We start from the raw sequence: 15,197 nt of genomic DNA, 5'->3' as shown, positions 1-15,197 counted from the left end.
TTAATGATGGTGCGATCAGTCGCGTTCGCTATGCCCGTGATATGTTTGACTTTGGTACAGTTACGCCACCAGGTGTGCCGGCGGAACCGAATAAGGACGATGCACAGCCAACAGTGCCAAACAATGATGCTCAGAATGGCAATACCGTTGAAGGCCAGAATAACGCAGCCCGTGCCAAAACCGAACAGGCTGAAATACCAATCGATTTCTCTGGTTTTCGTATCTATTCGGATGCGCCGGGTGAGCCTGCATCGGAGCTTGCGATCTTTCAAGGGGCGACATTCTTTCGCGCCAAGGCTCGCGGGCAGAATTATGGTGTGCATGCACACACACTGATGTTGCGTCCAGCTGATGCGAAAGGCGAAGAGCTGCCTCTATTCCGTGCCTTCTGGATTGAACGGCCACAGGCTGGTTCGGGTGCGCTGGTGATCCATGCGTTGCTCGATTCCGAGAGCGTCGCGGGTGTGGTGCGCTTTACGCTGCGTCCCGGCGATACCGCCATTACCGATGTTGAAATGACGCTTATTCCGCGCACGCGTCTTGATCACATTGGCATTGGCGGTGCAACGGCTAACTTCCTGTTTGGCCCCATCCGTCCCAGCGCTGCACCCGATACACGTGTGGCGGTGCATGATGTTGGTGGCCTGCAAATCCATAATGGACAATCTGAATGGCTTTGGCGGCCATTTGATAATCCGCAGACATTACAGATATCCGCTTTCCTTGACAAAAACCCCAAAGGCTTTGGCCTTATTCAACGCGGGCGTGATTTTGCAGCATATGAGGATGATGTGCAGCGGTTTGAGCTTCGCCCCAGCTTGTGGGTGGAGCCATTAGAGGAATGGGGCGAAGGTGCCGTTCAGCTGATTGAGGTACCGACGCCAACGGAAGGCACGCCGAACATCATTTGTTACTGGCGGCCTGCTCAACCAATCACAGTTGGGACAGAGACGCGATATGCCATGCGTCTATACTGGTGCTGGTCAGTCCCCGAACGCCCCAATCTTGCGCTCGTGCGTAGCACTCGAATTGGTGTGTTGCCTAATAGCCGGATGCGCCGTTTCGCTATTGCATTCACTGGCGATGATCTTGGGCGCGCGAACATCGCTGATACTTTACGTGTGGGCCTGACGGCTTCGCGTGGGACCATCAGCAATGCGCGTCTATGGCCGTATCCCGATCGCAAAATGGTACGGGTTGTATTTGATTTTGACCCCGGCAACGATACAAGCAGTGAATTGCGTCTCGCTCTGATTGAAGCGGGCAAACCGATCAGCGAAAGCTGGCTTTTCCGCTGGACACCTTGAGCAGCAATGATGACGTCCGAACAACTTGCTTCTACCACTCATATCGACATGGCCCCTGCGACTCCGCCGGAGCGTCATCTCGACATGCCAACGCAATCCTTGCGCAAGTGGCGTAAAACACAAGAACGCAAGCCCATCATTGCGCGTAACCAGATTGGCGTTTGGCTGGCGCGTATTGTGATTTTTGGCGGTGCGTTCATGCTAACCGCCTATGGCGCCTGGCAAATGTATGAAGTTGTGTCAGTTAGCCGTACAACTATTCTGCAGTGGTTGCTGCTGGGGCTATTCACGCTGAATTTCTCCTGGATTGCGCTGGCCTTTACCAGTGCAATTGTCGGCTTTCTCATGCTTTTGCGCCGTCCAAAGGAAGCAGAACTGCCCACAGTTTTGCGCGAGCGTACAGCGATTGTGATGCCAATCTATAACGAAACGCCCTCAAGTGTATTTGCCGGAATAGCGGCTATCCGGGAATCGGTTGAGGCAACAGGGCTTGGTGATCATTTCGACTATTTTATCGTTTCCGACACCACCAATCCGGATATCTGGATCGCGGAAGAGCGCACTTTTCTGGCTTTACGTACGAGCGCTGGGCCTCATGCGCGCATTTACTATCGCCGTCGCTTGAAAAACACGCAACGCAAAGCTGGCAATATCGCCGATTTTGTAACGCGTTGGGGCGGCCATTATGAGCATATGCTGATTGTTGATGCCGACAGCCTTATGACAGGTGGGGCTATTGTGCGCCTTGCTGCTGCGATGGAGGCTGATCCGGATGCTGGCATCATTCAAACATTGCCAATGATCATCAACGGCAACACACTTTTTGCGCGCATCCAGCAATTCGCCGGCCGGATATATGGCCCTGTCATTGCCAAGGGGCTGTCAGTGTGGTCGGGCCGGGATGGTAACTATTGGGGGCATAACGCCATTATCCGCACCAAAGCGTTTGCTGATTGCTGCGGCCTGCCCGATCTCAAGGGAAAACCACCATTCGGCGGTCATATCATGAGCCACGATTTTGTCGAGGCAGCATTGATCCGCCGTGGGGGGTGGTCCGTCTATATGCTGCCTGAGATTTCTGGCAGTTATGAAGAAAGTCCGCCGTCACTCATAGATGTTGCCGCGCGGGATCGGCGTTGGTGTCAAGGTAATCTGCAGCACAGCCGGGTGATTGGTACGCGTGGTCTAAAGTGGGCAACGCGTCAGCATTTCGTTACGGGTATCATGTCATATCTGGCTTCGCCCTTTTGGCTTAGCCAGTTGCTTGTGGGTATTATACTGGTCTTGCAAACTCATTACGTACGACCGGAGTATTTCACGCGTGACTTTTCGCTATTTCCGGTGTGGCCGCGGTTTGATTCCGAGCGCGCTCTGGCGCTGTTCGCATTAACGATGGGGATATTGTTGGCACCCAAATTTCTAGGGTTCCTGCTCACGTTGGTGAATGGTCCTGAGCGAAGGGCTTCAAGAGGTGGCTTTCGGCTGTTTTTCTCCATGTTATTTGAGGTGCTGCTATCCGCACTTCTTGCGCCAATAATGATGGTGATTCAATCAGGTGCGGTTTTCCAGATATTAGTTGGACGCGACACAGGTTGGCAGCCGCAGCGGCGTGGAGATGGATCGATCCCATTTGCAGATATTGTGCGTCGTCACCGTTGGCACATGCTGCTTGGTATTGCTACGGGCATCTCCGCATTCATGATTGCGACCTCGCTGTTTGCGTGGATGTCGCCAACCATTCTGGGGCTTGTCCTTGCTATTCCAATTTCCTGGGCAAGTGGGCGCCTTGCGATCGGATTAGCTTTGCGGCGCTTGGGCCTCTTGATCACTCCTGAGGAGACGGTCCATCCACCTATCGCCCTGCGGGCAGAGGAAATCACTCAGCAATATCTTGCCCTTGGTTATGATGATGCCGATAGCCTTAGCGTGCTACACAGTGATGCGCAGGCGCGCGAGTGGCATGAGAGTATGCTTTCCCCTGGCCGTTCGCGCCGTCGCGGTGAGTTCCATGCCGATCAAGCTTTGGCACAAGCCAAGCTACTGGAGGCGCAATCGCTTGTGGATGTGCGTGCGTGGCTTAACTTGAAAGAGCGTGCTGTGCTCTATAGTGATCGCGCTTTACTGGATTTATTAGCGCGCTTACCAAAAGAGAGCATTATTAAAGATGGCGACAAGCAAGCCGCTGCTTGATGTGCAAGCCATTCATGAGATTACGAGCGTGATTGGCGGAAAGTGATGCGGCTATGGCCGATGTAATTTAATATCGGCCCTACTATGACGGTGAGGGTAAGAGTAGCAATAGGGGCAAAGGACAACCATTGTCCCAGAAGTCCCGCAATAATACCCCACACCAATACTATCGAGTTAGCCATCTGAAATCGTAGAAATCCTTGCCACGATAGGGTGCTGGCGAAGGTCCACAGGCAATTGATGTAGTAAGACCACACACTGGCTATTGCATAACCAAAGCAGTTACCCAGAACCTGTGTTCCACCGCCATATAAAGTGAGAAAGAAAACACCTGCGTGGATGAGTGTAGCTACGCCCCCCACGAGGCAAAATCGTAGAAACGGGTGGCGCAACGCCCATTCAATAACGATGTGGACCACGGTCTATGCCTTGTTTTTAAACAATATCGTCTTTTATCGTGATGGAGGGAGCGGGCTTTTCGCCATTCTGGGCATAAATTCCTCTGATAATAAAGATGGGTCGCTGTTTGCTTTCAAGATATGTGCGACCAAGATATTCGCCTAAAATCCCAATGCCTATAAGTTGAACGCCCCCCATGAAAAGGATCGCCGACATGAGTGAGGCATAACCTGGCACATCACGACCACCTACCATTGTGAAGATAATCAGAATAAGACCATAGAGAAAAGCCAATCCAGCAATGCCCGCACCGAGGTAGGTCCACACCCGTAAGGGCCAGGTGCTAAAACTGGTGATGCTTTCCAGCGCCAGATTCCATAAGCGCCACTGGTTCCATTTGCTTGCCCCAGCGATGCGCTGTTCTCGCACGAACTCAACCTTTGTTCGCCTAAAACCAACCCACGCAAAAATGCCCTTCATGAAGCGTTGACGCTCTGGCAATGAATTGATCACATCAACAACCTGCCGTGACATAAGGCGGAAGTCACCAGTATTTTCAGGAATAGGCATTGCTGCAATAGCATTATTGAATTTATAAAAAGCTTTAGCAGTGAAGCGTTTTATAAAACCATCAGCGCGCCTGTCTACACGTTTTGCCTCAACAACATCGAAGCCTTCCTCGGCCCAAAGGCGGACCATTTCAGGGATCATTTCAGGCGGGTCTTGCAGGTCCGCATCAATGGGGATGACAGCATCTCCGCGCGCTACCCAAAGACCTGCAGTCAACGCGGCTTCCTTGCCAAAATTGCGCGCCAACTCTACCACCTGTATGCGTGAATCATTAATCGCACGCGCCTGCAGAATAGCCAAGGTGTCATCATTGCTGCCATCGTCGACACACACAAATTCAATGTCGTAAGTGGGCATTGTCTCAGCCAGTAGCCCTGTCAAACGGCTGAAAAAGGCATCAATGGCTTCTTCCTCATTATAAAAAGGCGTTACGATCGATAATAACATGTCAGGTCCTGCCCTTTTAAATTCTGGAATATATGCTCGATGCTTATTCAAGCGCCCATTATGTATGGTCAACCTTCAAACAGATAATGGAATTATATGGTTCGAAAAAATGCATAAATTCCTTGATAACGCATTCCCTGCCCGTCTCAATGGCAAGTAAGCTCTCTGATGTTCAGATCACATGACGATTTTATCTCCCGAAAGTCGGATCCAGCATACTTACTGCCTATTCATCATTCTACAAAACATTAGCATACATTGTAACAGCATTATTTTCCTATTTAAGGGGATTGTTCTCCCATGCATATTATCGGCAATTAGCGGATTTCTATGCCGGTGTTGTTATCGTTTTGATGATGGGAATAAGTCTTATAAGCTTATGGCGCTTTGGCGCACTTTATGCAGATGATGCAAACTACATGCTGTAATTGCTGGCATTGCAGGATTTTGTGCATATTTCTGAAAATCGGATATTCGCGACCTATCTGACACAAGCTCCGATTGTGATCGCTCTCAACACTTATGCGCTCTCAATACATGAAGCAATAACGATTTACTCAATTTCGTTATTTACGGTTCCCGTTTGCCTAATGATTTTCAAGGATGGATAGCGCACAAGGCTATTACTTACTTTCCGCTTCTCATGCCACTTATGATTGTTATAATCTCAATTGGTAAATGTTCAACAATGGTATGAATTTTTACAAATTACTTGCTTCCAAATCAAATCCTCTACTGATGGATTATATTTAAGTAATCCTATCATTAGAACATATGGATGGAACTGGGAAATGCCTACACTTAGTGTTCTGTTGCGTCCTGAGGGGAATGGGATGGTCTTGAATTTTCCAGATTATAGCGGATGGCTACCGTTTGATCCCAAGAAATATATTCCCAATATTAGCAAATATAAATATCGCGGTAGCATATGTCCATTAAAGTAAGCATCGCATTAAAATGCGATGCTTGAGTATTAAGTTAAAACGTAACTTAGAATGTTACTTTGAGGTATTAACTTCCTTCTGACTGTGATAGCCCCTGGAACCAGCGTATACTTTCGCCTTTATGCTGCCAGCCATGGCCGCTTTCTTCTGAATTCAGGCTGATTGCTTCAAGTAGTGGTTTAAATCCGAAGATCTTGTAACCTGCAATGCCGGTGGAGTATTGCTGCATTTCATGATTGCCCCCTTCTATCGCAATACGGAAGAAATTGGCACGTTCTTCTAATGATCGCTCAGCGTCAGGGGTAGGTACTATTCCCGTTGCATCCATCTGGGCAGCAAGGTATTTTGCTTCTACGTCTAACTCTCCGGTGCGATCTTTGCCGCTTTTGCAATTAAAGTCAGCATAGTTTCCAATCATATGCGTTAAAACAGCAATACGCGATACAAGTTTGTAGGGCTCAGTTCCTGCAGATTTAAATGATTTATCATGCCAGATATCTGATATCTGATCAGCAAGGGTCGCTATAAGCCGTTTTTTTGTAGGGTCTGCACTGGGATTTTGTTCAAGCCAATCACCAACCTGCCCGCCAATATTCGCAGACCTATTATTCGCGCGCTCGCCAAACATGGACAGCATCGCATTATGATTGCGTGTTAGAACCTCTTTTGACCAGAATGCAGAGCCTAAAGCATACCCTATCTGGTTAACGCCAAAATTGAAGTCGTTAATGTGTACTTTGACGCTGATTTCTATTGGCTGATCGCCATCATTAAGCATTAATTTAATTGGTTGTCCGTTATTCCGAATTTTATCCCATGCATGATATTGCTCTTGCGTCATATCATATTCATTTTCACTTGCGCCGATTACGCCGATACGCGCCAAGGCAAGTCGAGCATAATCAGGTGTTAGCAAGCTGATATGATTGATGTTCATAGATACAGACGTGCCATTTTCAGCCGCCTGCTTGGCAGCTAAGAACAATTGCGGATTAGCTGCCACAGTTGTGCGGACAACATCCTTGGCCCGATTAAATGCTGCAGCTTCCCGCATCAAAGCCACACATTCCTTACGGTAATGCTTATCTGTTTTAATGCGAAGAGCAGTACTTGTAACACTTAAGGTAGACTGATCATCAATGATCCAATGATCCTCATGCAGTAAATCCTGAACCATAGCCTCAAGTTCGGGCGATGACATGTTTTCTAATGCATCAGAAGAGATACCGTAAGCAGATAGCGTTGCGTGGCGTGTGGCACTAAACAGCACTGAGCCATCTTCAGCCTTTAGGACAGTGTTTGCCAAATGAGGAGCATGGCGATAGGCCATCGACCGGTGGCTATTCACACCATTCTGGCGCCCTTCTGTATCTATGAGATCTGGAAAGGCGTGAATATTCTCTCGTGCGCTATCGGTTAAGCTATTGAAGATTGGCGCTGCCCCCGTGCGCTCCTGCTGGATGTTTTTTCCAAGCCTATTTGGTGCGACAGGTGAAGGCAGCATGATGCCAGATTGCGGCGTGATCACACTTGTTATTGTGTGCATAATACCGTCGTTAAATACCTGGATTGGCTTAGAAATGTTTTTCCAGTCTTTACTATCTCGCACCGCGAGGTGCGCATCTCTCAGCAGCTTATCAATTTTTTTATTGCTTGTGGCAAACAAGCGCCCCCAGAAACCCTTTTTCTGAGGCTTTATAATATTAGCAGCCAAAAATACCTTTTCGGTAAAAGCCGCCATGATGCCCTCTTCTCTAATTTTATCATGAGATAAGGGCAATGCAAAAGTAGGCGCGCGAAGTACAGAGAGAAGAGGTTCGTTCTCATTGGCTTCATTGCTGCTAACCGAGCTTGAATCACTATCGTTTTGCCAAGAAGCGTCGTTAGTTTTTCTCCGAGAAACCCGAGTAGTGGACGTGTTATTTACAATACCATTGTCACTTCTTGAATCTGAAAATTCTATAGTATTTATAAAATCATCAATTGAATTCAATATATCTGCAGGCACATCTTTAGGATTGCCTGGTTTGTATTTTCCTTCTCCCCCCAATAAGTTGCGAATCTCATTATTATCAAGGGTTTGGATGCTATTTCTCAATCGCATCTGCTCAATGCGTTGTTTCAAGGTATCAATTGCCGCAGTCAGAATTTTATAATCCCGACTTTGAGGAGTTTTAGTATTACGTGCGGTATCGATAACCCGTAAAGCGGCCTCAGCTGCGTAGATCTTTGATCCGAACACAGCTTTCTCAGTCAGCGGATTGCTTTCACGCAATTGAGTCAGTGTAGCAATTCGAGCATCTATTTTAGGAACAAGCGGATCAGTTGCATTAATTCTTTCTTTGAATTCGGTAAGGTTATTAATGGATGGTTCAATGTCTTTCGCGCATTGCGGTGTATACTGTAAAATTGACGAATAATGATTTTCATGAATATAAACTTTTCTGCTATCTATCTCTTTTTTTACTTCTATAAAAACATTTGACAGATATAGACGTGCTTCTGAGCTTTCTGGCTGTGAGTTTGATGCGTTTTTTAATGCTGCTGAACTGCGCTCAAGGACCTCTCCTAATTTATCAAGATCGTTCAAGAATGAAGCAGTCTGATGGTAAAGAGGAGATATTTCGATAAGCGGTGCGGCTAAAACAAGCATATTCAATGCACGATGGATATCCTGCGGTATTTTATTACCTTCATCTAAGACTTGATCAACAATTTGGGTCATATCAAGCTTAGAAGGTGGTGCAACTCGGCCAAGATTTGCACTCTCTATCCTTGCTGCACAACGGTTGTAAATATCAGAGACCAGCAATACGTCTTCCTCTGTCAGCGCAGTAGAAGAGGTTGTTTCGGAAGAATCTAATTCATTAGATTCTTTCGCATTTTTATTTCCAATGAAGGGAGCATCCAGCAGTTGCTGCGAGCGTCTGGGAATCTCAACCATGTAACCCTCATCAAAATAAGACAATTTATAAAAATCAAAAGGATAGATGAAAATAACCCCTCATCCCGAGGGAATCTCTACATTTTGTAAAAATTTTAACATAAATCATCATAATCACAAATGATAAATTTCGTTGTCAGAATGTATGCGTAAGAAATCACACATTAAATGAAATATCTTCAATTTAGTATAAATTCCATATGTGGTGATATATAAAATTGCTAATTCTGCATATATTGAATGAATAGGTAATAATTATACTTAAATATATTTGAAAATCATATATTATGAAATATGAATATTCATTATGATAAAATGAAAGCAATGCGCTGTTTACAGCGGGACAACTAAACCGTCTTTAATTGTAATTCGCCGGTCCATACGTGCTGCCAGCTCCATATTATGCGTAGCAATAAGCGCTCCAAGCCTTGATGCTCGCACTAGCGCGACTAGAGTGGCAAAAACATGATCAGCAGTTTTAGGATCCAGATTACCTGTTGGCTCATCCGCCAATAGAAGACGCGGCGCGTTGGCAACAGCACGTGCAATTGCTACGCGTTGCTGCTCTCCTCCAGATAGTTCTGCAGGGCGATGATTGAGCCGTTCACCCAGCCCAAGGAATGATAGTAATTCCTGCGCACGTGTTGAAGCCATCTTGCGATCCAGCCCTCGGATCAATTGCGGTAAAGCAACGTTCTCCATTGCGGAAAACTCTGGCAGGAGATGGTGGAACTGATAGACAAAACCAATCTCAAGTCGTCGCAAACGGGTGCGTCCCGCATCATCCATATCCATGGTTGGCTGGGGACCAATATACACTTCGCCGGCGTCGGGACGCTCCAGAAGACCTGCGCAGTGCAATAACGTGGACTTACCAGAGCCAGACGGCGCCACCAGTGCAACAATTTCGCCAGGCCACACGGCCATATCGACACCACGCAGAATTTCCAACGTACCTTGTCCTTGACGATAACGACGCTCGACCTGAGACAAGAACAAGGCGGGTGTAGGCGTGTTCATAAAGGTCATCCGTAACGCAAAGCTTCAACAGGATCGAGTCGGGCTGCCCGCCAGCTCGGATATAGAGTTGCTGCAAGCGACAGCAACATGGCAGTAATGACGACGGTGGCGACCTCACCGGGTTCAATAACTGCTGGGAGGCGGCTCAGAAAATAAATTTCTGCCGAGAAAAGCTCTGTACTGCTCAGCGATGATAGAAAAGCGCGGATCGATTCCACATTCAGTGTGATCAATAGCCCAAGCAAAAAGCCCGCTAATGTGCCTGCAATGCCTATAGAGGCCCCTGTAACCAGAAAAACACGCATGATAGTGCCGCGTGTGGCCCCTATCGTGCGCAAGATGGCAATGTCAGCGCTCTTGTCTTTCACCAACATTATCAGGCCAGAAATGATATTAAGCGCAGCAACGAGTACGATCAGCGACAGAATGAGGAACATCACATTGCGCTCCACTTCCAGTGCAGAAAAGAAAGTGCGATTACGCTGGCGCCAATCGGTCATCATAATCTGGCGCTCAGCTACCTGATCGATCGCCGTGCGTGCTGCATCAACCTTATCGGCATCCCTGATATAAACTTCAATGACACTTACATCGCCATCTCTATTGAAGTAATTTTGCGCTTCTTCAAGAGGCATATAGACGAATGATGCGTCAAATTCCGACATTCCTATCTCAAAAATCGCAACAATTGGATAGGACTTGATGCGTGGTGCGGTGCCAAATGGTGTTGCGGCGCCACGGGGAGATACAATGGTTAGCGAGTCCCCTGCCCGTAAACTCAATTGCTCCGCCAGCCGACGACCGATAGCGACACCACCCTTCTCATCAAAGCCGGAAAGCGCGCCCTCGCGGATGGTGCCTGCGATGAAGGGAATTGCTGCGATATCCTTCTCGCGCACGCCGCGCACCAAAACGCCGCCTGCATTATAGGGTGATGAAGCAAGCGCCTGCCCTTCAACCATTGGTACTGCCCGTACTATGCCAGGAGCACCTGCGATGCGTTCGGACAAGGCAGCATAATCACGCAGCGGCGTATCAATTGGTGCGATAAAGATATGGCCGTTCACGCCGATAATCTTGTTCAGCAGCTCAGCGCGGAAACCATTCATAACTGACATGACGACAATGAGCGTTGCAACACCCAGCATGACACCGGCGAAAGAAAAACCCGCGATAATCGAGATGAATCCTTCGCGTCGGCGCGCGCGTAAATAGCGCCAGGCAAGCAGCCATTCGAAACCCGAAAAAGGTACCGTTGTGCCGGTCGCTGCATGATTTGCATCGACCATGCCATTATGGGAGGTTTTGCCTCGCGCCATCAGCCATGTGTCCTTTTTGACCAATGCCCATGAAGGCCTTGGTCGTGTTTCATCAGGAGGCGATGCGCTCTACAGCATCTTCAATCGTCAACAGTTCACGCTCGCCGGTTGCGCGACGTTTAACTTCAACCTTACCTTCTGCCAACGACTTGGGGCCCACCAGAACCTGCCATGGCGAACCAATCAGATCCGCTGTCGCAAACTTGGCGCCTGGCCGCTCGTCACGGTCGTCGTAAAGCACGTCGAAGCCGCGTGCAGTCAATGCTGCCTCCAGTTTGTGCGCCGCCGCATCGGTTGCCGTATCGCCAACTTTGAGGTTCAGCAAGCTGACATGGAATGGCGCGATTGCATCAGGCCATACGATACCGGCATCATCATGGCTTGCTTCAATAATGGCCGCGACGAGACGCGAAGGACCAATTCCATAAGAACCCATGTGCAGAGTGTGCTCTTGCCCATCCGGCCCGGTGACTGAGGCCTTGAAAGGCTCGGAATATTTTGTGCCGAAATAAAAGATATGGCCAACTTCGATACCGCGAGCCGACACCCGCTTTTCTGGCGCAATAGCCTCAAAAGCTGCAGAATCATGTTTCTCAGACGTTGCTGCATAAAGAGATGTCCAGCGGTCGAAAATCGCCTGCAAACCTTTACGGTCCTCGAAATCAGTATCTGCTGCAGGAACGGTGAATTCGAGAAAATCTTTATGGCAGAAAACCTCACTCTCGCCTGTTGATGCGAGAATAATGAATTCGTGGCTGAGATCGCCGCCAATTGGACCCGTATCCGCTTGCATCGGAATGGCTTTAAGGCCAAGCCGGGAAAAGGTGCGCAGGTATGCTGCGAACATCTGGTTATATGAATGGCGCGCGCTATCCGCATCGATATCGAATGAATAGGCGTCTTTCATCAGGAATTCGCGTGAGCGCATCGTGCCGAAACGCGGCCGGATTTCATCGCGGAACTTCCACTGAATATGGTATAGATTGAGCGGTAAATCTTTATAAGAGCGCACGTAAGAGCGCACGATATCGGTCACCATCTCTTCATTGGTGGGACCATATAGCATCTCACGATCATGACGATCCCGGATGCGTAGCATCTCTTTTCCGTAAGCTTCATAACGTCCGGATTCACGCCACAGATCAGCCGATTGGATGGTCGGCATGAGGATTTCCTGTGCGCCGGCCCTCACCTGCTCTTCGCGAATGATGTTGGTGATCTTGTTGAGCACCCGCAGACCGAGCGGCAGCCAAGAGTAGATGCCTGCCGATTGTTGCCGGATGAGTCCCGCGCGCAACATTAGACGGTGGGAGGCAATCTCCGCTTCCTTAGGAGTTTCGCGAAGGTTGGGAAGGAAATAGCGGCTGAGGCGCATGGTAACCCTAACGTAATGTGACAGATGGAATTAGATATATCTCTTTGCTGGTGAATACCATCTATCACATGTTCTGCACACAGCTTTCCATCATTCTTCGTATGAGAACGTGAACAGAGTCCATTCTGACGCAAAAGCTGCGCTCGGCATCTCAGGTACATGATGTGAAGGGCGGATACCAAGCGGAATCAGATAAGGTTCGTTCTATGAAATGATATTTGCATAAACATTCTATCAATCATCTCTTCTTTTTGTAACCACATTAAGAGAGAGATTCTGATACTTCATTGCTAGGGTGGTTTTTGATCAGGTTGCCCACAGCCACTACAAAGAGATGACAACCATTAACGAATATCGTATGAGTCTCAGCGGCTAGCGGTCAGCCTATCGGTAACGAAGGTATGATGCAGCGGTCCAAGTCTCGGGAGGAAATCCGTTACGCGCGGTTTAATGCAGCAAAACAAGGCTGCCATAGGCGTTGTGACAGATTGAGAATTTGGCTGATACTTTAAAAGCAAGGCTTCGGCCTTGCTTTTTTATTTTTACATATGTTTTTCAAGCATTTTTCTATAGAGATAAGTGTATATTTATTTTTGTTTGAAGTAATGTACACCCCTCTTATTCAGGTATTACAATGTTACTGTGTTGATAATGATCATCACAACAATAAAAATTACTACAGAAATAGCTGATGTAATCAGAATCTTACGCCGCAACCCAGGTCGTTGAGGCGCACCTGGTTCGGTGCCAGGTACGACTTCCCCCTCCCATTGACCACGTATACCAAGTGGCAGCACTGCAAAGAGGGTTATCCACCAGATGATAAAATAAAGGGCAAGCATGCCCACGATACTGTCCATAAAATCACTCACATATCAGATATTGCCAGGCGCTAAATCTCGAATTTATCAGAACCCAATTAAGCCTTTTCAGGTTAGATTTCCGAAAATAGCTTTAGCCAAATATAATTTTACCTATCATATTTGGCCTTGGCATAATCAGCAGCATCTTAGATGGTGATAACGTGCACATGACAAATGGGTTTTTTGCCCCATTTGCGTTGCACTTCCGCCCGAACAGCTCGCTCAACTGCGTTAACCACTGCATCCGGATCACGCTTACGTGCTTTGGGGAGAGATGCCAGCAAGTCAATCACCGTTTCGCCGATAACTTCCTCAAACTCATCACCATCGATCGTCATGGAAGGCAGGCCCGTTGTGCCGATCGAGAGGTCGCCCGCTAGATCACCTTTATCAGACAATGCAATCCCGACAGATACTACGCCCGCAAATGCAAGCTTCCGGCGCTCTGGAATGGTCCGCTCAGCAGCGCTGATCAGCAGGTCACCATCCTGATACATGCGCCCGACCGGAACTTCATCAATAACCGTGGCATCGCCGGGGGCGAAGCGCACCATCTCGCCATCTTCCGCCTTTAGTATCGTCTTAACGCCCTGCTTACGTGCAAAATCACGATGTGCAGAAAGATGAAGCGGTTCGCCATGTACTGGTAATACAATCTGGGGACGTACCCAGCCATACATCTGCTCAAGTTCGCCACGACGCGGATGGCCCGAAACATGCACCAGAGCATCACGATCCGTAATCACTTCAACACCCCGGCGGATCAGATTATTGATGATGTTGCCAATGGGTTTTTCATTACCTGGAATCGCACGTGATGAAAAAATCACGCGATCCCCAGGGCTGAGGGAAATATCGGGATGCGTATCTGCCGCGACGCGTGCCATTGCTGCACGCTGTTCGCCTTGTGATCCGGTCAACAACGCCACAACCTTATCGCGGGGCAACTGTTCATATACTTCTGACGAGAGAATCTGCGGCAAATCATCAAGATAACCAAGCTCACCGGCAACACTAATCACGCGGTCCATAGCACGACCGACGACAACCAATTCACGGCCTGCCTTTTTCGCGGCTTCAGCCACAGCACGCACACGCGCGACGTTAGAAGCAAACGTTGTCACAGCCACGCGATAAGGTGCGTTGGCAATAAGCTCTGCTAATGAATTAGCAACTTCTGTCTCGCTCGGGCTGATGCCGTCGCGTAGCGCGTTCGTGGAATCGCCAACCATGGCGAGAACGCCCTCGTCACCGATTTCCTTCAGTCGTACGCCGTCAGTTGGTCTTCCCACGAAGGGCGTCGGATCAATCTTCCAGTCCCCGGTATGCAGCACCGTGCCTAGAGGCGTACGGATAGCTAACGCGCAAGCTTCAGGAATAGAGTGTGCGACAGGAATGAACTCAATCTCAAATGGTGATAACGACAGCCGCGTGCTCTGTTGAATGACTTTCAACGGAATTTTAGGCGCACCTGGCTCTGAAAGTCGGCGGGTTTCCAATAACCCAGCTGCGAATGGCGTGCAATAAACTGGCACCTGCAAATGCGGCCAAAGCTTTGCGAGCGCGCCAATGTGATCTTCATGAGCATGCGTAATGACGATACCTAGAAGGTTGCGGCGCTCTTCAGCAATAAAGCGAATATCAGGTAAAACGATATCAACGCCCGGTGCTTCTTCTCCGGCGAAGCTAATGCCGCAGTCAACCATGACCCATTTGCGCCGATCTTCGGGGCCAAAGCCATAAAGGCCGAGATTCATACCTATCTCGCCAAGGCCTCCGAGGGCCACAAAAACCAGTTCGTCCGTGCCACGGGCCATAC

General features: G+C 48.5%; 10 protein-coding genes. 2 read left to right on the top strand and 8 right to left on the bottom strand.

Translation table 11 applies throughout. From position 1 onward, the window contains the following. A partial coding sequence (locus VRZ32_RS13135) for a glucan biosynthesis protein (RefSeq protein WP_414526163.1) occupies positions 1–1,307 on the top strand: 1,307 nt, incomplete at its 5' end. Positions 1,308–1,313: 6 nt separating this feature from the next. Continuing rightward, positions 1,314–3,497: a glucans biosynthesis glucosyltransferase MdoH gene (gene mdoH, locus VRZ32_RS13130; protein ID WP_414526162.1), complete on the top strand. Its 2,184-nt coding sequence runs from the start codon at positions 1,314–1,316 to the stop codon at positions 3,495–3,497. A gap of 20 nt (positions 3,498–3,517) precedes the next feature. On the opposite strand, the gene VRZ32_RS13125 is transcribed toward mdoH, so the two are convergent. The 8 genes from VRZ32_RS13125 to VRZ32_RS13090 form a co-directional block, all read right to left on the bottom strand. Beyond that, positions 3,518–3,916: a GtrA family protein gene (locus tag VRZ32_RS13125; protein ID WP_414526161.1), complete on the bottom strand. Its 399-nt coding sequence runs from the start codon at positions 3,914–3,916 to the stop codon at positions 3,518–3,520. A gap of 16 nt (positions 3,917–3,932) precedes the next feature. After that, a complete protein-coding gene (locus VRZ32_RS13120) occupies positions 3,933–4,913 on the bottom strand; it encodes a glycosyltransferase family 2 protein (RefSeq protein ID WP_414526160.1) in 981 nt (326 codons plus the stop codon). A 1,011-nt stretch (positions 4,914–5,924) separates the two neighbouring features. After that, the gene (locus VRZ32_RS13115; protein WP_414526159.1) at positions 5,925–8,801 is read right to left on the bottom strand and encodes an inositol phosphate phosphatase SopB; all 2,877 of its coding nucleotides are present in this window, start codon (positions 8,799–8,801) and stop codon (positions 5,925–5,927) included. Between the two features lie 333 nt (positions 8,802–9,134). Beyond that, complete coding sequence (locus VRZ32_RS13110; protein WP_414526158.1) at positions 9,135–9,821, bottom strand: ABC transporter ATP-binding protein; 687 nt, start codon at positions 9,819–9,821, stop codon at positions 9,135–9,137. Positions 9,822–9,826: 5 nt separating this feature from the next. Further along, positions 9,827–11,110 carry a lipoprotein-releasing ABC transporter permease subunit gene (locus VRZ32_RS13105; RefSeq protein WP_414526217.1) on the bottom strand — a complete coding sequence of 428 codons (1,284 nt, stop codon included), beginning with the start codon at positions 11,108–11,110 and terminating at the stop codon, positions 9,827–9,829. 82 nt (positions 11,111–11,192) lie between these two features. Beyond that, the gene (gene proS / locus VRZ32_RS13100) at positions 11,193–12,515 is read right to left on the bottom strand and encodes a proline--tRNA ligase (RefSeq protein ID WP_414526157.1); all 1,323 of its coding nucleotides are present in this window, start codon (positions 12,513–12,515) and stop codon (positions 11,193–11,195) included. Between the two features lie 629 nt (positions 12,516–13,144). Then, positions 13,145–13,375 (bottom strand): DUF1467 family protein, encoded by a 231-nt coding sequence (locus VRZ32_RS13095; protein WP_414526156.1) that lies wholly within the window; start codon positions 13,373–13,375, stop codon positions 13,145–13,147. Positions 13,376–13,524: 149 nt separating this feature from the next. Then, entirely contained in the window at positions 13,525–15,195 is a 1,671-nt protein-coding gene (locus VRZ32_RS13090) for a ribonuclease J (protein ID WP_414526155.1), read from the bottom strand. Between the last annotated feature and the right edge of the window lie 2 nt (positions 15,196–15,197).

It is taken from the genome of Pseudochelatococcus sp. G4_1912 (assembly GCF_047501465.1).
In the GTDB taxonomy this organism is placed as follows: domain Bacteria; phylum Pseudomonadota; class Alphaproteobacteria; order Rhizobiales; family Beijerinckiaceae; genus Pseudochelatococcus.
This window is presented reverse-complemented; position numbering and strand designations above follow the sequence as displayed.

What these genes read in the sequence shown, in the direction of transcription:
- mdoH (WP_414526162.1), top strand. Translation starts at nt 1,314, where the DNA reads ATGATGACGTCCGAACAACTTGCTTCTACCACTCATATCGACATGGCC.
- VRZ32_RS13120 (WP_414526160.1), bottom strand. Translation starts at nt 4,913, where the DNA reads ATGTTATTATCGATCGTAACGCCTTTTTATAATGAGGAAGAAGCCATT.
- VRZ32_RS13115 (WP_414526159.1), bottom strand. Translation starts at nt 8,801, where the DNA reads ATGGTTGAGATTCCCAGACGCTCGCAGCAACTGCTGGATGCTCCCTTC.
- VRZ32_RS13110 (WP_414526158.1), bottom strand. Translation starts at nt 9,821, where the DNA reads ATGAACACGCCTACACCCGCCTTGTTCTTGTCTCAGGTCGAGCGTCGT.
- VRZ32_RS13105 (WP_414526217.1), bottom strand. Translation starts at nt 11,110, where the DNA reads ATGGTCGATGCAAATCATGCAGCGACCGGCACAACGGTACCTTTTTCG.
- proS (WP_414526157.1), bottom strand. Translation starts at nt 12,515, where the DNA reads ATGCGCCTCAGCCGCTATTTCCTTCCCAACCTTCGCGAAACTCCTAAG.
- VRZ32_RS13095 (WP_414526156.1), bottom strand. Translation starts at nt 13,375, where the DNA reads ATGGACAGTATCGTGGGCATGCTTGCCCTTTATTTTATCATCTGGTGG.
- VRZ32_RS13090 (WP_414526155.1), bottom strand. Translation starts at nt 15,195, where the DNA reads ATGGCCCGTGGCACGGACGAACTGGTTTTTGTGGCCCTCGGAGGCCTT.